This is a genomic window from Stenotrophomonas sp. NPDC077421 (assembly GCF_049545505.1).
Taxonomy (GTDB): Bacteria; Pseudomonadota; Gammaproteobacteria; order Xanthomonadales; family Xanthomonadaceae; genus Stenotrophomonas; species Stenotrophomonas nematodicola.
The window spans coordinates 129,754-149,894 of sequence record NZ_JBMWDP010000004.1 but is presented as its reverse complement, the minus strand read 5'-3'; the positions used below and the strand labels follow the sequence as shown (position 1 = coordinate 149,894).

Genomic DNA, 20,141 nt, shown 5'->3' with positions numbered 1-20,141 from the left:
GCTGGGCCACAAATACAGGGCAGCGCGCTCGTCGTCTAAAGCTACACAAGCCCATCAGTCCGATAGGCTCCGAGTCGCCTTACAACCGCTTTGGAACCGGGAGCAACCCAAGAAGGAGCCGTTGCGACCGTTCCGCGACTGAAGCACCCCTTGCTTGCATACGGGGCATTGGGCACCTGCCCGTGTGCTCGCCGGCAGTCGCTGGGTTCGAGGTTTGACCTGGAATTTCAAAGGCGCGTCTTGGTCCGCCTTGAGCTTGAAGGTGCAAGCAGGGAAGCGACTGCATCCGTGAAAGTCGCCGTAAGGTCCCGACCGCAGCTGCAGGATCCCACGCCCACACTGTGGGCACGGCTCCAAGGCCTCACCATCGATGGGTTCGATCTTGAGGTGCCCTTGCTTCACCAACTCCACCAGAAAGCGCGAAGGCTGGCTGAGGGTCGTATACAGCCTAACCTGCTTACGGGCACGGGTCATGGCCACATAGAACAAGCGCCGCTCCTCCGCTACAGGGAAGGGGTCGGGTGCCGGCATGGCTAACTGCAGCGCAGGGTCGTCTTGGATCTGGCTCGGAAACCCTCGGTTGCCCTCCACCACGTTCAGGATGAAGACGTACTCTGACTCCAATCCCTTGGAACCGTGGGCAGTTCGATACTCGATGCTCAGCTTGTCGCCGAAGCGGCGTTGCCACACGTCCAACGCACCCGGCCTGTCATCCCGGTAGCGCCCCAGAAGCATGACGGTGATGTGACGCCCCTTGAGCGGCGTCAGCTTCCCGCTTACAGCCAGGTGGTGCATATGGGCCAATTGCTTCTCCACATGACCCACGATGCTCGCCTGCTCCGCGAACCCGTAGGCAAGGAGTGGGGTCTTGGTCAACGGATTGGTGGTCTTGACATTTTTCTTGATCTGCGCGGGATTGGCCTGGATGAACCGGCTGGAGATATCGCAAAGTTCCGGGGGGCACCGGAACGTGGTGCCCAGGGACAAGCGCGTGGCGTGGGCGAAAGTCTTCTCAAATTCGGTCATCACGGTAATGTCCGATCCAGCGAAGCGATTGATGCCCTGCCAGTCGTCGCCCACCACGCAGAGGTGCGCTGGCGGATCAGATTGGTTCGACAACGCCCTCAACAGCCGAATGCGGGCCCGTGAACTGTCTTGGAACTCATCGGCCAGAATAAGAACGAACGGGCTCTTGTAGGCACCAGACTCCACGTGCCCCGCGGCCAAGATCAGCATGTCCTCGAAGTCAATGAAGTTGCCGCGCTGGAGGCGCCGCTCCCATTCCTCGGCGATCCGCTCGTAGAGCGCCAAATACATGCGTAAGCGTGCACCAAACCCGTCCTGAGACTGGGCTATCAGTGCGGCTTGCAGATCTTGCCGGGTAAGACCGTTGTTCTTGACGTGCTGCTGGAACACCCGGAACGAGCGGGCCAAGTCCTGCGCCTGCACAGGCGACAGTCCTCCCCCCTCCCTGTCAGGCTCAAATACCAGGCGCACACCGCGCGCCAACAGTGCCTTTGCCAAGGTAGGGATGGCCTCGCCGATCAGCAGGCCATGCGATGTGGTCTCAAACAGGGCCGTCCCGAACTTGGCGTGGAGCTCCCGTTTCCACTCGACCCCCGCCAGATAGTCCTTGAAATGCTTGGGCGCATGCCCTTTCCCGTTAAGGGCGAAATGCTCGTGGTACAGCTGAATTTCTGGGTAGTAGAAGTCTGGAAAATACTGCCGGAACTGGTGATCGGCCGTGTCGTGCTCGTAAGCACGCTCATACTCGTAGGTCACGCCGTTGTAGAACAACCAGTCGGCGATCGTACGCTCCTCTTTGCTTTTGACCACCTCACCACGGGCCGTACGGAAGCCACGCACGCCGTTGCCGTAGGCCTCGGGCTCGTCCGGTTGGCCCCATTTGCCAACATCCCGCGCGTATACGGTCCGGAACATGTCCCAGTCACGTTTGAATGCCTTGTCCTGTTCGCACAGCACTTGAATGATGTCGCCCACCTCCCTTACATCAGCGCCGGGGTTACCGGGATCGACCCAAGGGGCAAGGGACGGCTTCTTGCCCGTGGCCTTCGCGATAACGTCAATGCCAAAAGCGTGGAAGGTGCTGGACCGGACACTCTCCACCTGAGGCACCCCCCTCAACTGCTCTGCAATGCGAACGCCCACTTCCTCGGCGGTAGCCTTATTAAAAGCCAGCAGCAATATCTGCTCGGGCTTGGCCAAACCTTGGTGCAAGGCATAGCCAGTCTTGGCCACCATCGTGGAGGTCTTGCCCGACCCAGCCGCGGCGACGACCATCACCGCATCGTCCATGCAGATGCAAGCAAAGATCTGTTCTTCGGTGAGGGGGTTCTTTTCCACCGTCTTGAAGAAGCTATCGCACGCGACCCTCTGGATCTCCATGTGTTCGCTATTCGAATTCCCATAGCGCAGCCGCAGGGTTTCCTCCGGCGATGACTCCCCAACAGCCTGCTTCCAAGTCTTGGTTTGATGCTTGGGGGCTGGGTGGGATGCCAGAAACCGACTCGCCGTCCCCTTCGGGATCCAGCGCCCTTGACCGGCAAAGGCCAGAGCTTCTTCGATCCATCGCTTGAACTTCTCATCGAAGGCGGCCTGCGATTGGGCTGCGTTGACACGAGCTTCCTCCGCCACCTTTGGATCGACCGGGCGAGGCTTAGGCGGCTTCTTGCCGAAGATCGCGCCCAGAAGCCACAGCACCCCAATGAATATTAGAAACTCCACTGCCCCACCCTCGGTCTTTCTGCCCCGCGCCCTGGGGGACCAATGATGCCATGAGGACGCCAATCCACGGCGAATATCGCGCAATCTGACCAGTTATGTATCGAGGCCCACCCGTCCACAAGATTATTGAGGGTGTGCTGTTGTTGAACGAAATCCGGCCAACTGTGCGCCGACCGAGGAGGCTCGGGAGGCCGCGTTCGTCTGGCGAAGCAGCAAGTCATGATTGGCTGAGAGGCAGCGTAATCCGAGGCCAATGCCCCAGTTGACCACGGAATCGGCTCCAACGACAGGCTTGGAGTCCAGCCAACCAGACCCCTAGAATAGGCCCAGAGCCTGTAGGAGCCGCCCTTAGCTTTGCTGGGCTCAGCCTTCCAAGGCCACGACCACACATTCCATCGGAAGACGCGACCAACGCAAGGAAGAACATGCGCACCCCAACCGCACCCACCATCCTTGCACTACTCATGGCGTTGGTCTTGACGGCTTGCGACAGCAGCCGCGGCCTTCGCACAGAAGTGGAAAGGCTTGGCGAACAAGTTACCCGGAGTCGCGAGCAATGCGACCAAGCCCGCGAGCTGGAAACCCGAGACTCCAACGAGGTTCGACAGCGTCTGATACGCATTGGCGAGCTGAAGGCCGACGAGGAGTGGGACAAGTTGGTCAACACAGGAGAAGCCGGCACTACTGAGCTGCTCATCCAGGCAAAGAGGCGGATGTCGGACCCTGATTACCAAGCCAAGCGTGATCGAGAGTTGGCAGACCTCGATCGAGAGATAGCCCTATATAAAGAGGACCAGCCTCGCCGACGCGAAGATCGGCAGAACGCATGCGCGGCGTTGATCGCCAGCAATGAGGCTTATCGGACGGCGAAAGCAAGGCTCACCGATGCCACCGAGAGCTCCAAGTAGACCTGTGTATCGCTCCCTCTTGGACGAGCATTCTCACCGATCTTCCGTTGCGTCGCGCGACTCAATGCGGTCTTGAGCGGCATATGCCCCCTTTCAAAGGTCGGCGCAACCGGCTGAGCCGACATTAGTAGGCTTACCACACCCTGTCGGGGCCTACCAAGGAATGTCGTCGTCGAGTTCGGTGGCAGCTACCGCTCCAGTCTCTTGGCCCGCCGCGGGGGACATAACTTCCAACAACCGCTCACCTTGTGCCAGGAGGTGGTCGTAAGTCATAACGGTGATCCCATGCATACGCCGGTTGAGCCCATGGAGCGCTCGTTGCTGTTCATCGCTCCAATCATGAGAGCGCCCAATGACGATCGTCGCCCGCGGGTGATAGGCCACTACTTCCTTGTGGTCGAGAAGCCCTCTAGCAGCGAACTCGTGAAGCATGTCTAAGTATCGGTGGCATTGCCCCAATGCCTTGGACACATCGGCGGAGAAATAGAAGTTCTTGTGCGCTTTGTCGTAAAGCAGCACGTCCATGTCCGGCCGCTTCAGTTCTACGATGTCCCTGTAGCCTGCGATGACGTTAGGCAACATTAGGTCGATGTTGTCGCCCGTCGTAATCGACCGCACCTCATCCCGGACGACGTAAGCGTTCCCGAAAGCCCAACAATGCTTCTCACACCACGCCTGGTAGACCTGCTCAGCTGATTCTCTACGTCCCAGGCTGGAGCGCAGTTCAGCGACCGCGGATCGCATTTCATTGAGGCGAATGGACCCTCGCAGCGCCACTGTCAGCTCTTGGGTCAGCTCCGTGCTGGCGAGGTGCTCGACCAGCTCAGAGTGCGATAGGACTTTGGTCAGCGCACCAACCAGTGACTGCGGATCATGACCGGTAAGGTCGACTGCCCCGTTCGCCACCTTGATAAGAATGAACTCCCCAGCCTCAGACTGCTGGGCCAAAGGCAGATGGGTCTGAAGGTACTTAAAAAGCTGGAGAGTGGCTTCTTCGGTGAGAGTAAGCGATTTCAGCTTGTCCTCAACCAAGGGGCGTCCTTTCCCGCCCTTGAAGCCCTCCAACTTCACCGAGAACCCAGTGCGATCACTGTGCGGGATGAACCATCCGATTGCTTGAAGGAGGCTTTGACTGGTCTCGTTCAACACAACAGGCGGGACGAAGTCGACCTTACCGCTACTGGCCTGCTTCCTGACCACTTTTGATATCGAGGACGATTTGCTCATCTCGCCAGCTTTTTCCAGTGACAGAATGGCGTGTTGAAAGAAGCCGCAACTGAAGCGGCCAGCTTGAAGTCGAGGGTATCACCCCTACCAAAGAAGAACTCAAGCCTAGATAGACACTCCGGCCCAGACGGATAAGGCATGGGCGTGCGGACCGCAGATGTGGCCCCACCTTGACGAAGCAGCAGCCTGCGCTAACTTGACTAATCCCAGGAGGGCATCATGAACAGCAATGAGAAGCGACCCAAAAAACCAGAGAGACCAAACGCTGACGAGCTAAAGACAGAAACTCGAATCGTCATTGGGATTTTCGTGGTTGGCATAGCAGCGATTTATGCACGCTTCGCCGGGTGGATAAGCTGACGAAGCTAGGAAATTCTAACAAACTGCTCAGCGCAAAGGAGTAGCGTTCCGACGATGATGCCGGCAGAGCCAATGTAGGTGCGCTTAGAAGATCTCAAAAAAGCCTGAGCAATATTCTTCGAACTGATCATCGCTCGGCCAGCGTCTTCAACCTCGGAAGTGCTCCAGCGCCGCTCGATTTCATCCTTCGCTTGGCTCAAGCTCCTCTTCACCTCAAGCTCCGAGATAACTTCTACGATAATGTCCACTACCTCTGATCTCGTTGTATAACGCGTCGGGCTTTGACTCTCATCTGAAATAACCCTTCTTGCATGCGAGATCAGCTGGCTAGGCAATATCACGCCGGATGCAATACAGGCTGTTCCGCCGATAACGCATAGATTCCCGAGCCTGACCAGCAGCCCATTTGTTGGCGGCCAAAATGTCAGGGCGATCAAAAGCATGAAAAGCGCAAGATACACATAGGGGAGGCTGTCATAAACGCACTCACGCCATCCTCTAGTCCCCGCATTTCCCACGCCCTCAGCACTGCTTGATTGGGTGTCCGGTTCCTTCCATGCCATAACTTTCCCTGCGGCTCCTTGAGGCTGGAGGAACTATATCCCATTGGCTGGTTGCAGTAGGCTGCGCCTTGCCTATTTCGAGGATTTCAGCCCCACGCAGCAGCGTAAGATCCGCGAAGCGATCGGACGGAACGTCAGTTCGAAGCCGCCTAAACGAGCCAAGGCCGCCAGGGCTCAAAAGATAGACCTGACGCTCCGGTTCTGGCTGCCCTTCAGCGGTGAGACGTGGTCTGGCCGAGGGCGCCCGCTAAAGGCATTCCTTGCCTGGGAGGGAACCGTCGCACATACCGAGTGGAAGAAGCGACACCCCGGCGAGTGATTTCCCCCTTGCCCGGGGTGAGCCAGGCCGTAGCTGAACTGCTTCGACCCCCAGCTTATCGACAGCCCCGCTGTCGACACATCTTAGGCAGACCCGCGAGGCCCCGCCCCTCTTGTTATCAAGAGACTTCAGAGCCTTGGAGAGGTGATGAGTCTGGGCGTTGAGCCACGCTGGATCTGGTGGGCAGGGGCCTGAGCTCCGCCCAAACCACAACTCTCACTCCGAATCGCCATTACCACCCAACAAATACCCCACGAAATAACCAAACATTCATCCTAGGTACAGCTTAATTTACTAACTAAAATTGGCTGTTTTGTTAGGAAAGTCATTATTGAACAGTATAGGCGATCTCCAAAATTTGGCCAGCCCGCAGATACTGAATCTACTTAAATATAGAGTCGCAGGCCGCTTTTACACATAAAAAAATGGAGAGCCCTTCGTCCATCGCAGCGTCGCATCCGCCAATCCTAAAGGTGTTATTCCACGTAGGGGACCACAGGCCATCACGCATTGACTTGACAAATAGCTTCCGTATCAAGCTTACATATACCAGCGGAAGCAACGAAAGTGGAAAATGCAAAGACCACACCAAGCCCATCTCAGGCCGATGCTGGCGACAGCACCGTTAAGATTGAGTTTGTAAAAGTCGGAAGGGTTAAGTTCTGCGGCGTAGAAATCAGCAACGCAAAGTCCAGAACACATTTTGAAGAACTTCTTCGCTTCGCCCTAGAGAAGACCGCGCGCCCTGGAGCCCGTAAGAACGGCACAATCTACCCGCCCTCACTGCCCCTAGCCACGCCGGCGGGCTTGTTGTCAGAAGAGATAGCGGACTACCTCCTGCACATGAAGCGGAGGAACATCCGGCCCTCCTCTATCGAAGCATCGGCTCGATCCCTCTCAAATCTTCAGAAGGTTTGTGGAGATATTCGCGTTACACATATCGAAAGGCGTCATATCTACATGCTCTGCGATCTATTGAGGTGGCAGCCACGTTCGCGCACCCATGCGGGTAGGGAGCTGAAGCTTCTATCCGCCGAAGAGCTGATAGAACTAGGCAAGAGCATGGATGTTCCCTCCCCTGCCACTTCTAGTTTTGCGCTTCAGCGAGCACTTCTAAGCGCTTTCTTCAACGCACTGCTCAATGCAAAGGCCATCGCTGCCTCGCCGATGGATGCATTCGGCAAGGTCCGCAAAGATCTTGTCGGCGTGCAGCCGAAGCGCAATCGTTCGCTTGGTGATGTAGAGCTTCAACGCGTCTTCGAACCAGCCAGCTTTGCACCTTGGGCAAAGAAATGGCCGCACCGATGGTGGGGACCGATCCTCGGCCTCTACACTGGCGCACGCATAGGCGAGATTGCTCAGCTGAAGGTCGCGGATATTTCCTTAGAGGAAGACACGTGGTTTATCTACCTCCGCGTCACCGCCGACGATGACCTTGCGCAGGCGAAAGGCGCAAAGAGCAGACAAAGCCTGAAGGGCCCCTCAGCTATACGAAAAATTCCAATTGCACAGCCCCTGCTGGATGCTGGCTTCCTAGAATTCCTGGAGGACATCAAGGAGGCCAAACATCCGCGCCTCTTCCCGCATCTCTCTGCGGGTATCAACCAAAAGACCGGTGAAACAAACGCGCGCTACAGCCAGGCATTGGTGCACCAGTTCGGCGCTTACATGAAAACTCTTGGCTTCTCTAAGGGCACCAGCTTTCACTCATTTCGCCACACGCTGATTAACAGCCTGATCAGCAAGGGATACACAACGTCGCAGATTGCGTTGATCACCGGCCACTCAACGATAGGGCAAGTGAGGGAGGATGAAGCACCTGTTATCAAAGGAGCCTATGAGGGCATGCTGCCGGAACAAGCTCGCCCGCTATCCATGAGGATGCTCGAGGACTTCACGCCTCCAGTCGTTCTGCCAAAGTATGTACGAGGACAGTTCAAGGAGCGACTACGGGACAAGAAGAGCTTCTATCCGTAGGTGAGTCGGGAAGTTCCGATCCCTTTTCTGCCCTAGGCGACACCCGCAAATCGGTCTTGTTGACACCGCTTTTCACTCGGTCAACTATTGGTCCTAACAACACCACTTTTGGAGTCGAGATGGAGACTACCGTCACCACCGCCCGCGCCGCAGAGATAGTAGGCATCGGCTACGAGGGCTTGCGTAGCTACCTCAAGCGGGGGCTCTTGGGCCGCAGCGGGGTTCTAATCCCGATGGTGGGCAAAGACGCTGCCGCCCCGGATCTGAGCACCGTCCGCGCATCTTGGAAGCGATTTGGTTTCACTGATCTCTGCCTGATGCGGCTGGCGAAGCAACTGATAGAAATGGGACTGACCTACGACCAGGCCAACTCGGTAGTGTCCCAAGAGGGTCTGAGGCGGCTGTTCCGGACAGGGGCACCCTCCACCGATGCGGCTTTGGTCTGTTCCCCTCCCTACCACCACTACTGGGTGTTCAAGGGGGACGAGCGAAGGCACCTCCTTGATCGGCTTTCCGAGATTGGGGACGCTGCGATTCTCATCAACCTTGGTGCCACGGCCACCCATGTTTGGCGGCAGCTCTCCGAAGATTTAGACCCCGCCCAATGAGGGGATGCGCGCCGCTAGCTCACCCGCCGAGTCGTACTCCCCTCGGTCCCGCGGCCCGCTCAATGCCGCACCGGTTTCGATCGAGCTGGCAAAGCCACTCGCCACGGCACCTCAATGCGGGCTGCAGGTTGGAGATCAGGCCCACAATGCCTCTTTGATTAGGGCTTGCCGCGACCCGCGCTTACACCGTATAACCCGATTGTCAGTCGCAGAAGCGCAGGCTTGTGCTCGGCCACCTTAGGGGCCGGGCGCCCGAGGTCCACCCAATGGGGGCGCGGGAATCCTTATCGATTCCGGAGTCCACCATGACCAGCAAGACACTTAGAGCTCTCCGCACCCTTGCCTTCCAGGAACAGTCTGGTCGTTGCTACTACTGCGGCATGAAAATGTGGGAAGCCTCCCCGGATGAACTAGGTCTTCGCGCACGTTCGGCTGCTCCGTTCAGATGTACCGCTGAACACCTAGTTGCCAAGCAGGACGGGGGCAAAGACTCCAGGCACAACGTGGTAGCTGCTCACGCTACCTGCAATCACCGCAGGCACAAACGGGCAGCGCCCGCCCCATCTGCAGATGAGTTCAAAGTACTGGTGCTCCGTAGGGTCGCACAGGGAAAATGGTGGCCCTCTGCAAGGATGCCTTGGCATGACATTTGAACCCTCCACCCTGGATCAGATCCGATGGTCTGACCACAACTTCGTTGCCTTCGCTGGCTTAGACATGCATGCACTCACCATGTTCCGCGACGAAGTGGTGGCTCCTTCGCTGGACGCTTTAGAGCACAAGATTTCCGCACTGGAGCAAAGCGAGAACTCGGCCGAAAGAATCTTTGGAGCAGACTCATATGCAGCCCTTCATCACCGGACAGTTGAAGGCTTTCTGTTGACCACTCAATCCATGCATGAGAGAGGGATTCGTAGCCTTCTCCTTGCGATCGCCAAGCACAGGGCCTGGGACGCCCGCGCTCAACGAGGCATTCAACGCAGCGACTGGTCTGAAGATAAGGCGGCCAGCATTCCGGGACACTTCAAGAAGCTGCTCGACGCTCCGATTCAGCTCTTCGGAGACTATCAAGACCTCAAGGTGCTCAGAGTATTGGCTAACGCTCTACGCCATGGGGATGGATCCTCCGCCGAAGAACTCCATACGTTGTGCCCATCGCTCTGGTCCCATTGGCTGGCCCCCGGCACCGTGTTGAGCATCGCCGGCATCGAGATCAGCGTCCCAGCTGGTGCGCCATCCCACCCCATCTTCGCCGCTATTACGCTCCCTCGCAGTTTGTTGGAGCAGATGCTTTTCTCTGTTGTCGCCTTCTGGGAGGACATAGAATTTGTTAGGTGCAACTCTTTCTCCCAGAGGGATGCATCGACCGAGAGCCACATTGCGGCGCTCCGAAATAAGCGTACTCACCGGCACTCGGCTCGCGTATGGAGTCCGGGATGATGTCCGGGAGGCCTGATCGATTAACATGGCAAAGCGCCCCCATGCTTAGGGCGGGCGCACTGGATAACCAAGCCCGACAGCAATCGCCAAGCAAGTAATTGGCCCTGACTAAGACGAGGCGCGATGGGCCTGTTTGACTCAAGGACGTCGGGCCCACAGACCAAACTACCCGACATCCCGCATCCTCGCCGATGGACATTCCACCCGCCGACTGGACGCGCGATGCACCGTCCTCCACAGGGCCTGCATGGGGCTAATTGACATGTGCACCGCTCGCGATAGATTGCGACCGGAGACTGGAAAATGCACCAAAAAAAACACACAAAATACTTTGACTCCTGCGGGTTTCGGCTGACCTCCGGGCGTTCTGCTTACATCCTCGCAGTTTGCGCTGATCGGGAGCCCTCGGATCTGGGGCGTTCGCTGTGCGGAGAATATGACACGCTGGAGGAGGTATGGAATGCATGGCAGGTCGCCACCATACGCGCCCTGCAATACGAGGCGTGTGACCAGTGGATTGACAGATTGATTCAGGAAGGTCGCACCGATGACCACCGACGAGTGATAGAGGCACTTAAATCCGCACCCCGCCTTCCCCGAGATCTACAGGATGAGATGGATATCATGCTGATGAGTCTTCCACATCTCCCGACGAACTGGCACCAAACTGCCAAGCTACTGCTGACCCAACGCTCCGCGCCTTAATGACGTTGCAAGGCGATCTATAAGGCGACATCATCTGGTCATGCTTCCCAATGGATAGGCAGATGATTGCAAGAGGCGAGAACAACAAGAGCTACACAGAGTTGGACATCGCGAAGGCCAAGGAGCTGGCAGAAATGCGCTCGACTGTTCTTCGCAATGAGCAACAACAGATCGTTGTTCCGGTAAACCATCCAACGAGCAAGCACTTCAGGGTCATTGGAAGTGCTCCGGCAGAACGCCTACTTGGCGATGCTCATAACTCGACGCATAACAAATGCATAATCTATTTGAAGCGCATGTTGGAGAAGTCTGGCGATGCATTTCAGATCGTCACTCTGGTTCCGACTTTCAGCGCTTACATCCACCCTAAAAGTGGACGAGTCGCGGCAAAGAAGAATGAGAAGAAGCGGTATGATTTCCAGCCAATCTTCAAGTCACGGGCCGGCAGCGACTACAAATGGTTCACGGGATCGGATGCACGGGTTCGCTATCCAGACGGCAGCTACATTGAATCAGATCTTTGCGGCAAAGCCACATCTTCATTTTGCGCCAGTCACTCTCAACCGGACATTGTTTTGGAGGTCATTCGGAAGCATCCTCCGGACTTCGCCACATTTGAGAAGCTCCTTGAACTATCAAGGAATAATACGTTCGTTCTTTTCTTCATCATTCCGGAAGACGACGTTGAGTCACAGATGAACCGTGCATGGCCGATTCCTCAACTTGACCTCCGCGTGTCCTTTTACCTCAAGGATGGGCTGTTTTATGAGTCGGGCATCCACATCCCAGAGACAGGAGCCACCCGTTTAGAGGCCTACGCACAACTGGTCACCGGGGTTCTGGACAGCACCAAGAAGGAGGTCCTCAGCATCCAGAAATACGAGGCCAGACGCAACAGCGCCCAGACCACTCTTGACTCTGCCGCAGTCCATAAGAAGACATAGCGCCTCCAAAGCACATCGTTAGTGAATCCCGGAACTACGGGCAACAGGGGTTACGAATTTACTGCCTGCGGCCTTGCCGAAGATGCTCCGTTGCACGATAAGCCTGGGCGAGCTTGACCCGCGTGCACCTACAGCCCACCACGGAGGCACTGGAGATAGTGCAGCTTCCGGACTAATCTTGGCCCTCCCATCCCTAGCAAAACTTCTCATGAGCATTGATCTTAGCGGCCTGTCGGCCAAGGACTTGCGCTCCTTAATCACCGCAGCTGAAAAGCAACAGACCAAAGTCCTCACGCGCCCCAAGGCCTCCGCTATGCGCGCCAAGATCAACAAATACGTGCGTGACCATGGCTATACGATTGAAGAGCTATACGGAGCGCCGGCCAACTTGACGGACCCGCCGGCGAAAAAGAAAGGGGGAAGGAAGTCGACAAAGTCGAGTGGCGGCAAGGTGGCTCCTAAATATCGGAACCCCGCCAACGCAAGCGAAACGTGGACCGGCCGCGGCAGGCAACCCCGATGGATGGCAGCCCTAGTAAACAGCGGCAAGTCACCCGCTGATTTCTTGATCAAGTAAGCAAGAGGCCGCTGGCCTGCGTGAAGGCGCCAGCGGGCCCGAACCCAAGCTCTCGGCAGTCCTTTTGCCTCGGACATAACTGTCGCCCTCTAAACGCGACATTTAGACGGGGCGCGACTAGACGTGGGCGACCTGCCTGGTTGAGACCAGGGCGTGGGATCGCCCCCTCACCAAGCCGCGCGTCCGCACCCGTGCTCTGACTGATTAGTGAGACCGCCTACTTGATGAGCCCGGCGCAAGAAAGGCTAAATTGCCCACGCTCAGTTTGCTCCTACGCCGTAGTGGGCTGGAAGCAAGTGGTTCTTGCGTTGTGTGTCCCTCGAACGGGCAACACTACACGCCGTTTGCCAAGGGCGCAGGCGGAGGCAAGCAAGGAGCTAGAGCTCAAGAAGGGCTCGGATGGAGAGCCTAGGCGTACAGTCTCACAGATTTCTAGCTGTCACCCCCCCCCCAAGGCCCCGGTGCGAGGCTATTGAGCTAAGCTCTCGCCATGCCCCTTGGCTTGAATGGCTATGAGAGGCAATGAGGGTTGTCCGGAGGTGTCTGGATGAGTTGGTGCAGAGCCCCGTCAATGGCGCCACCAACGCAGGCCTCGTCCCCCAAGCTTAGCCGACCAGCAATATGACCGGGCGTATAGAGCGCAGCATTCAATGCAATTGGCTTACATGGAGTTTCCGATGAACCCGCATTTCTCGTTCGACGCACCGGAGCGCACCCGCCCGAAGGGACTGTATGCGCAAGTGGATTTTATCGAACCGTTGGGCGAAGGGTTGGCCTTGGTCGGCTTGGACGGGGTGGAGGCGGAGTGGTTCGCCGAATTCAGCGAGCGCTGTGGTCTGAACAACAATGCCGCGAGCGCCGACGCATGCGAGGAGTTCTTTCAAGAGGCACCGCTGTTCCACCTGCAGCTGACCATATTCTTCGACGAGGCGAATCGCCGGTTTAGGCCAAAGGCCAGGCGCTGGATGTTTCTTGAGCTTTCCGATGAGGGCCAACTACTCGGGCAACTGTATCCGAACCTCTTTTCCCCGCCCCAGACTGTGGCATTTGACGCTTTGCGCCTTCCACTGATGCACCGCAGGAGTCAGCAGCTGAACAACCTCATGTTTTTTCCAAGCAAAGCTCTGATGTCCCGCGCAAGGCCCAAGCCCAAGCCCACGGCCCGGCACATTGAGGAGCTAGCGGTGCTCGATGTGGGCCAGGGGTCGGCCAATGCATTGCTGTGCCGCGAAGGCGTTGCGCGCATCTACTTTGACGTGGGCTGCGGCGTATACCGCAATGCTCCCACGCGGCCACCGAACATCAGCTTCTGCCAGTGCGCGGACCCTATTGTTGTCCTTTCCCACTGGGACGCAGACCATTGGGCTGGAGCCACCATTGATACAGGCCTTCTGACGCGCACCTGGATTGCCCCCATCCCAGAGACGATCAAACACATTGTGTTCCTGATGAACATTTGGGCCGCGGGAGGAAGAACGCTTCTGCTCAGCACTTCGGCCACTGTTCGCCTAGGTTCTGGAATCAAGCTCGTTCGTTGCAAAGGGCCTGCAGGTGACCGCAATGAGTCAGGACTGGCGCTGATCGCCGAGCGCAGAGGCAAGCGTTGGCTGTTGCCTGGCGATGCCAGTTACCACAACATTCCAGGGGCCCTAAAACATCCCATTACGGGCTTGGTGGCCACCCACCACGGGGCCCGCGTCCATGGCGCCGGCGCTCCGGTGCCCTTGCCGGCGCTCGACTACGCCCGGTTGGCCTATTCCTTCGGCCCTGGTAACGCGCACGGAAAGTACGGGGTCTCCCACCCTCGCCCTGCGGGAGTGCACGCGTATGATGCAGCCGGCTGGACTCACACTGGCTGGGCCGTTCCCGCGCCTGGCAACGCTAACGTCGGCCCTCCGGGTCACGCCCGAGCAACGGCACACCACCCCACCACTCATTTGGATGGCATCCGCATCGGCTGGACCGTGCCAGCCGGCGCGCTCCCGCACTTGGCCGCCTGCCCAAAGGCAATGGCCCTTACGCAAACGTAGGGGCATCCCGCCATTCCATTCAGCAACGCGCCGGAGCAGTCCCCGTCACGGCGATTGGCTGCTGGGAAGACGATCAAACGCTGTCAAAAGCCTCTCAGCGTATGCGTAGGCCGCGCTCTCGACGCGGCAATGACTGAAGCTGCTACACCACAGGAAGAGCAACACCCCCGAAACCAGCAGTGTCGTGCCGCCCTCAAAGCCTGGGTGCAGCAGCGACGACCAAGTAAAAGCAAGCGGATTGAGGGTCAACGCTCCGGTCATAAGCAGGCCCACGAGCACGCCGGCGGCAGAGGTCGCCACGCCAAATGGGCGCAGCGCCGACATGTTCCGGAAGAAGCCGTAGGAGATGTTCTCCTTAAACACCAACGCTTCCGTGCCGCGAGTCCTCTCCCGCAGCTTGGCAACAGCGTCCTCGTAAGCATGGTCGGCCTTGCCCGGGCTGCCCCTTTCCTTGGCAGCCGACGGAACCTCTGCTTTCAGCTTTTCCTGGATCGCCTTGTGATACCCGGCCTTCGTAACAGGGTTCAGTCGCTCGTTTCGGTGACGAAGAAGAATAGTGGAAGGCATGCCTCCCCACTTCCTGACCAACTTCTCTTCGAGCTTCTTGCCCTGGAAGCGCACCACGCTGGAGAGCAAGAACGGCGCGCAGAAAGTCGCAATGACGGTCGCCACAACCTGCATAGTGTCGAGCTCGTCTCGAAACGCTGCAATGAAGGACACGGTCAGCGGCATCAGCACGATCAGAGCAGGAGCAAGCCTAGCGTTGCGATCATAGGGATCCGATACTTGGGCAAGCAGCTGACCTAGAGCAATAGGATTGGACACGTTGGTCTTCGCTCCCTCAGTCCTGCTCGTAGTCGGGCGGATACGGGGTCTGCTCGATGCTTCCCCAGTTGGCCCGCGAGATGCCGGTGGAGAGCAACACATCCCGACCTTCCGTGGCACAGAAATGTGCACCCCGGTGGATCATCGCGCGCACCACGACTTTCCTAGGGTGCGCCGTGTCGGCCTTGGCGGAACTGCACACCGCATTGAAGTTGTACCCGTCCTCCTGGGACTGTAGGCTCGCCCAACCAGCGGTTGAGGACCTCGGTGTTGACGTTTCGACGCCCCCCGTGGTGTGGCACTTGAAATCCCCAGACGCCAGGCAGCGTCCCACCCATCGCCTCCAAGTGGTCGGCGGCTTCAGTGAGGCCGTTACGACCCGTGTCTCCAGTCAGAAGCACGCGCTTGCCATTGATGACGATGGTCTGCACCACGCTCATCTCGTTCTCTTCGCTGGTCCCACCGACTGGGAAGAATTCCTGCCCCCACAAACCCTGTACCAAGTTCTTGGCAGCCTTGGCCAACGCAGCCAAGCCTTCGAGAGACGCCTCGACGAGCGTGCGCTCCCTCGCTGCCTCTGGCGTGCGCTCGGATGCGACCACGAGGTCCAAGTAGCGGGCACGCGTCGGGGCCAGCACCAAAAAATCGCCGATGCAGGCGCCTTGGAACGGGTCGCGGATAGGGATGTTCTTCTCAAGCGCAAGTTCCTCCAGCGCCGCCGGCCCCGGATACAGCTTGCGCAGGCGACTACGCAGAGCATCCACGGAGTTGTAGGTCTCAAACCGGGGGAGAAGCTCTTGCGCATAGAGCCAAGGCCGATGCATCCAAAGCTCCCCCACTTCGCAACGCTCAAGGACCTTGCGCAGGCCGTTTGCGTGATCGCTGTCCGGATGGGTCAGCACCACCGAGTCAACCTTGCCGGTACCGTAGTGCTTGGCGATGTGTTCGACCAGGCGATCACCGGTCTCCAGGTAGCCACCATCCACCACATGGATCCGGGTCTGCCCATTCAACTCGTAACGCACGCCAATGGCGTCACCGCTTTTGGAAGTTTCAACCCCTAAGAAATCCAACTCGATACTATCAGCCACGTTTAGCCCCCTGTTGGCTAAGGTTACTCATCTGAGCAAGGTTGAGACGAAATGCTCCGCCCGTTGGCGGGAACCGCCATCAGAGGAGAATCTTCTATTAAAAAGGCCCTGAATACAGACGGGCCATGCACCACAAAGCCGCCAAGACCTGCCGGCCTAGTTCGCCGCCACTGGCAGCCGCCCGTCCTTGCTTTTCCAGGCATGGGGCAATGCTAGCCGCGCCCGCTACATTCCAACTAAAGCCAGCTTCCAACATGACTTCTCCGTCGTCATGCAATCGTTGACAGGCCTGTGCGGGTCAATAGACCGCCTTCCCCATAGCGACCAAGGCTGCACGCAGCCCATCGGAACCGAACTTCGCCAGCAGCGCGGCGGCCATGTTTGGATCCAGCGCACAGTAGGACATGTAGCCCTTCTCGTTAAGGTAGAGCGCATAGAACCCGCTAAGTTTGGGCTGACCGAGCACCTCGTAGACGCCCTCTTCCAAGATTGGAATGTGGAGATGCTTTGGCGTGCCATCCGTGTGCCTGGACTGCACCTTCTCACTCATCCACTGCCGCCTGCCATCCGGAAAATATCTACGAACCACCGACTTTTTCTCCGACTTGTTGCACTGGAGAAAGATGCCTCGCTGTCCTCCAACCGTGCCCAACGTCAGCTTATCTCTGTACGACACCCTTGACGCCTCCAACTTCTCTGTTAGAAATCCACCAATCCACCGAACGGGCACAGCAACCGATGTACTGGCTTGAAATTTATTCACGGCACGTTGGCACAGCCCGCGTGGAAGGCCTAAGTAAGGCTCAACTCGACGCCATCGCCCCTTTCCTGGGCGGAGCAGGCCTTGCCAGCTCCTTCGGCATTTACCACCCTGATGGAAGCACAGAACTTCTGGGAGGTTGCCTGGCCGCCTCGTTGGAGGAGGACGGCGTGCACTACCTGCACATTGAGACTCCGGATATCACCCATTAAGCACCCGGCCAACATCGTGTTCATACGCATTTTGACCTGAGCCTCGGGTCGCAAGACCCGCTCAGAAAGTGGGCAACTTCTCCAGGTTGTCGCGCGTCGATTCATCCCGCACGGTCTTGAGGTAATCGGTCTTGACCGACATAATCTCCAGCGCCGCACCGAGCCGCCACCCACCGTCCGGCTTCCGGACGATGGTAGTGAAAGTCACATTCTTTTCGACCGACTCGATGACTTGAGGACGCGTCACGTCGCTGTAGCTACCTTCCTTGAAGGTGCCGTTGGTCTTATCAACCCTATGCACACGCAGCTTTGCAATGTGCGAGCCATCGCTGTTGTATTGCACAGCGGAAACATAGAAATCAGGATGCGCCACTTAGACATTTCCTTAACAAAATACTCGGCGACATTAAACGACTCTTGCTTGCTTTATACAATAGGAAATTCCCTACCCCCGACTAAAGGCGAAAGGAGTCAAGAAAATGACACCCGGCGCTACAAAGGGGCCCACCCAGCAACGCATTGCAGATGACCTACAAATCCGAGCAACTTAATTCGGGCATGCAAACCTGCTCAGCATACCTATATGCCTGGCAAAAGATCGGAGTAGCCGTCAGAATTCTGACTCACTATTTACCTCCGAAAGCGCATTGGACAAGCCTGCTAGATGCGCGCTGTGCCTGTAGAGTCAAGCAGTCCTGATAGCCGCATCGTTCCTACTGGCACCTTAGTCTCCTACAGCGCTGGCCCGCCCCCCCCTACCCCCCCCCCTAGCAATACTGCTGCCCGGACCCGCCCTAGCATCCAGACGCTCCAGACGCTCCAGACGCTTACCCAACATGCCGCCTTGATATCCGCCGCCATGACCTGCGTAACGGCGCTGATCTGGATCATTTACGTCAGCTTCTTCCTGCGTAGTTACAGGCGCCAGCAGCTGCCGCCGATCCTGATCACCTAGGGCGGCAGGCGGGATCTGGCTGCCCACTGCTTCGTCACCAATCTGGGCCTGGAGCCGGTCTACATGCTGGACGTGGTCATCAATCTGATCGAGTCGAACGGCAACGTGGTCCGCGCCGTCATCCCCGAACGCAATGAACGCTGGAACGATGCGTGCCCCGGCGAGGACGACGATGCGCGCCGCGCCACCAACGTGCGCGCATTGAGCAGCGGCGGCGAGCGGGACCTGAGGTGGTTTCGGCCCTGATCGACCGGGCCTGCACGGAGAATCCCGCGATCAAGACGGAAGTGGCGTTCAACGGCCTGGAAGTCACGGTGACCACGGTGACGGCAAGCCAGGCCGAGCTCTGCGGCGCCTCGCAATGCTATCGGATCGAGCACCGCGAGGATGGCAAACGGCGGCTGCGCCCGCAGTTGATCAAGGCGCGGCAGTTGCACGGATACTTCGCCCGCAGAGTCTGACGCGCCTGCTGACGGCGCAGCTGGGTGCCGAGGATGTGGGATGAACCCGGGTGTATGATGCACTCGGCCCGCACGTGCCACTGGAGCATCTGGACATCAGGGGTTTGAAAGTGACAGAACCACGGCAGATGTATGAGGTGCTGATCAGACGCTTCCTTGCGAGGGAAGTGGATATGGATGATTTCAGCCTGCAGTTCATGACCTTGTTCAAGAACCACGGTATCCGCCCCGAAGGCGAGTTCGCCGTATTGGACACGCTGTTTGGCGACGTCGATTCGTTTACCCGGGATGTGGCGGTGCTTGAAGCGGAGCCAGATTTCTATCTGACAGAGGCGCAGCTTCGCGATCGCGCCGCATTCGCGCTGCAGGCGCTGGAAGATCTGGCCCCGGAGTGAATCAGCCAAGCGTGCGGCGCTGTGGCACGCGGTCGCGCACGACTGCGGCCAAGGTGCTCAGCGCTGGGCGAGCGCGTATTTCTTCTCGCCCGCCAGCACTGCCAGCCGTACGCGCTGACCCCGGCCATCTTCCGCCGCCAAGCGGTTCTCCGGCGGCGGAAGCGGGCAGGTGGCGAAATCCGTGTAAGCACAGGGCGGGTTGTAGGCGCGATTGAAATCCAGCGCGACCGTGCCGTCCGCCGCCACGGGGCCGGTGCGAAGATAGCGCCCGACGCCATACGTCTGCCGGCCAGTTGTCTGGTCCTGGAACATCAGATTCAGGCTTTTCGCCGGATCACCCAGTGCCTCCAACCGCCACGGGCGGCCGTCCTGTTCGAACAGCACGTATCCGGGGTTGGGAGTATCGGCGACCTCACCGATCACGCTCACGATCGGCAGGGTCTTGCCGGCCGGGTGCGGAACGAACCGTGCCTGCACACGCCAGCGCTCATCGGGCGGGAAGAAATCCAGTCCGGTGAACTGCAGCCGCGCCGGCGCATCGGCGTGGCGCACCCGCAAGGCCACGCGCTGGCCGCGCCTGATCACGGTGATCTGACCTTTGCCCTCGTCATAGGCCAGCCTGGTCCCACCGCCCTGTCCCTCAGGCTTCAAGCGCACCTCGCCCTGCACGGGTGTGCCGTCGGAAGTGACGCGCGCGCCTTCAACGGGCGTGAAGTACACGCCGTCCGGGCGCTTCTCCACCTGGCCCAGTCGATCCGGTGCGATGGCCAACTGGAGGGTGTTGCCCTCGCCCGCGCCGACGCTTTGCGTTCCGGCTTCGATCCAGTGCAACCCGATCAGGCTGATCCAGCCATCGGCCTTGCCCAAGTCCGCCGCACGGCCTTTTACCCATGCGGCATGCTCGCCCGCGAAATCCGGCGCAGCGGGCGCGATGGCCGACGCCTGCGCCTGCGCCGCGGTGGGGTCGCCCTGGGGGCTGCACGCAACCGCAGCCAAGGCGAGCAGCAGGCAGGTGACACGTGTGTAGGTCTTCATGCGG

Annotated in this window: 20 protein-coding genes; 11 read left to right on the top strand and 9 right to left on the bottom strand. The window is 58.4% G+C overall.

What is annotated here, in order from left to right; genetic code table 11:
* Positions 1–54: 54 nt before the first annotated feature.
* A complete protein-coding gene (locus ACPEH1_RS03890) occupies positions 55–2,745 on the bottom strand; it encodes a UvrD-helicase domain-containing protein (RefSeq protein ID WP_423715295.1) in 2,691 nt (896 codons plus the stop codon).
* A gap of 425 nt (positions 2,746–3,170) precedes the next feature.
* Here ACPEH1_RS03890 and ACPEH1_RS03885 point away from each other — a divergent pair, with 425 nt between their 5' ends.
* Positions 3,171–3,653, top strand: coding sequence for a hypothetical protein (locus ACPEH1_RS03885; RefSeq protein WP_152151142.1), 483 nt, complete (start codon positions 3,171–3,173; stop codon positions 3,651–3,653).
* Positions 3,654–3,806: 153 nt separating this feature from the next.
* Here the strand turns inward: ACPEH1_RS03885 and ACPEH1_RS03880 are convergent, their stop codons facing one another.
* Together ACPEH1_RS03880 and ACPEH1_RS03875 are read right to left on the bottom strand one after the other, a co-directional pair.
* A complete protein-coding gene (locus ACPEH1_RS03880) occupies positions 3,807–4,880 on the bottom strand; it encodes a Shedu anti-phage system protein SduA domain-containing protein (RefSeq protein ID WP_152151140.1) in 1,074 nt (357 codons plus the stop codon).
* Between the two features lie 365 nt (positions 4,881–5,245).
* A complete protein-coding gene (locus ACPEH1_RS03875) occupies positions 5,246–5,803 on the bottom strand; it encodes a hypothetical protein (RefSeq protein ID WP_152151138.1) in 558 nt (185 codons plus the stop codon).
* A gap of 886 nt (positions 5,804–6,689) precedes the next feature.
* On the opposite strand from ACPEH1_RS03875, the gene ACPEH1_RS03870 reads away from it, so the two are divergent.
* The 7 genes from ACPEH1_RS03870 (at position 6,690) to ACPEH1_RS03840 (ending at position 14,403) form a co-directional block, all read left to right on the top strand.
* Positions 6,690–8,099, top strand: a complete 1,410-nt coding sequence (locus tag ACPEH1_RS03870; protein WP_152151136.1) for a site-specific integrase — start codon at positions 6,690–6,692, stop codon at positions 8,097–8,099.
* A gap of 119 nt (positions 8,100–8,218) precedes the next feature.
* Positions 8,219–8,707: a hypothetical protein gene (locus ACPEH1_RS03865; RefSeq protein ID WP_152151135.1), complete on the top strand. Its 489-nt coding sequence runs from the start codon at positions 8,219–8,221 to the stop codon at positions 8,705–8,707.
* Positions 8,708–8,973: 266 nt separating this feature from the next.
* Positions 8,974–9,360 carry an HNH endonuclease gene (locus ACPEH1_RS03860; RefSeq protein ID WP_319020619.1) on the top strand — a complete coding sequence of 129 codons (387 nt, stop codon included), beginning with the start codon at positions 8,974–8,976 and terminating at the stop codon, positions 9,358–9,360.
* Positions 9,350–10,147 carry a hypothetical protein gene (locus ACPEH1_RS03855; RefSeq protein ID WP_152151131.1) on the top strand — a complete coding sequence of 266 codons (798 nt, stop codon included), beginning with the start codon at positions 9,350–9,352 and terminating at the stop codon, positions 10,145–10,147. The genes ACPEH1_RS03860 and ACPEH1_RS03855 overlap by 11 nt, the downstream gene beginning before the upstream one ends.
* Positions 10,148–10,914: 767 nt before the next feature.
* Positions 10,915–11,796, top strand: coding sequence for a hypothetical protein (locus tag ACPEH1_RS03850; RefSeq protein WP_152151129.1), 882 nt, complete (start codon positions 10,915–10,917; stop codon positions 11,794–11,796).
* 208 nt (positions 11,797–12,004) lie between these two features.
* The gene (locus ACPEH1_RS03845; RefSeq protein ID WP_152151127.1) at positions 12,005–12,373 is read left to right on the top strand and encodes an H-NS family nucleoid-associated regulatory protein; all 369 of its coding nucleotides are present in this window, start codon (positions 12,005–12,007) and stop codon (positions 12,371–12,373) included.
* Positions 12,374–13,050: 677 nt separating this feature from the next.
* On the top strand, positions 13,051–14,403 hold the full coding sequence (locus ACPEH1_RS03840) for a hypothetical protein (protein ID WP_152151125.1): 1,353 nt from the start codon (positions 13,051–13,053) through the stop codon (positions 14,401–14,403).
* A 45-nt stretch (positions 14,404–14,448) separates the two neighbouring features.
* On the opposite strand, the gene ACPEH1_RS03835 is transcribed toward ACPEH1_RS03840, so the two are convergent.
* From ACPEH1_RS03835 to ACPEH1_RS03815, 5 genes are all read right to left on the bottom strand, one after another.
* Positions 14,449–15,228, bottom strand: a complete 780-nt coding sequence (locus tag ACPEH1_RS03835) for a hypothetical protein (protein ID WP_152151122.1) — start codon at positions 15,226–15,228, stop codon at positions 14,449–14,451.
* Between the two features lie 16 nt (positions 15,229–15,244).
* Complete coding sequence (locus tag ACPEH1_RS03830; RefSeq protein WP_423715294.1) at positions 15,245–15,382, bottom strand: hypothetical protein; 138 nt, start codon at positions 15,380–15,382, stop codon at positions 15,245–15,247.
* 10 nt (positions 15,383–15,392) lie between these two features.
* Positions 15,393–16,319 carry an MBL fold metallo-hydrolase gene (locus ACPEH1_RS03825; protein WP_423715292.1) on the bottom strand — a complete coding sequence of 309 codons (927 nt, stop codon included), beginning with the start codon at positions 16,317–16,319 and terminating at the stop codon, positions 15,393–15,395.
* A gap of 298 nt (positions 16,320–16,617) precedes the next feature.
* A complete protein-coding gene (locus tag ACPEH1_RS03820; protein WP_152151117.1) occupies positions 16,618–16,869 on the bottom strand; it encodes a hypothetical protein in 252 nt (83 codons plus the stop codon).
* 483 nt (positions 16,870–17,352) lie between these two features.
* Complete coding sequence (locus ACPEH1_RS03815; protein WP_152151115.1) at positions 17,353–17,664, bottom strand: DUF3892 domain-containing protein; 312 nt, start codon at positions 17,662–17,664, stop codon at positions 17,353–17,355.
* 645 nt (positions 17,665–18,309) lie between these two features.
* Here ACPEH1_RS03815 and ACPEH1_RS03810 point away from each other — a divergent pair.
* From ACPEH1_RS03810 to ACPEH1_RS03800, 3 genes are read left to right on the top strand one after another with little or no spacing between them, the layout of a single operon-like run.
* Positions 18,310–18,492, top strand: a complete 183-nt coding sequence (locus tag ACPEH1_RS03810; RefSeq protein WP_153165292.1) for a hypothetical protein — start codon at positions 18,310–18,312, stop codon at positions 18,490–18,492.
* Positions 18,477–18,707 carry a hypothetical protein gene (locus ACPEH1_RS03805; protein WP_423715291.1) on the top strand — a complete coding sequence of 77 codons (231 nt, stop codon included), beginning with the start codon at positions 18,477–18,479 and terminating at the stop codon, positions 18,705–18,707. The genes ACPEH1_RS03810 and ACPEH1_RS03805 overlap by 16 nt, the downstream gene beginning before the upstream one ends.
* 50 nt (positions 18,708–18,757) lie before the next feature.
* Positions 18,758–19,102: a colicin immunity domain-containing protein gene (locus ACPEH1_RS03800; RefSeq protein ID WP_153165294.1), complete on the top strand. Its 345-nt coding sequence runs from the start codon at positions 18,758–18,760 to the stop codon at positions 19,100–19,102.
* 57 nt (positions 19,103–19,159) lie between these two features.
* Here ACPEH1_RS03800 and ACPEH1_RS03795 read toward each other — a convergent pair whose 3' ends face one another.
* Positions 19,160–20,137 carry a DUF1684 domain-containing protein gene (locus ACPEH1_RS03795; RefSeq protein ID WP_423715289.1) on the bottom strand — a complete coding sequence of 326 codons (978 nt, stop codon included), beginning with the start codon at positions 20,135–20,137 and terminating at the stop codon, positions 19,160–19,162.
* Positions 20,138–20,141 lie beyond the last annotated feature (4 nt).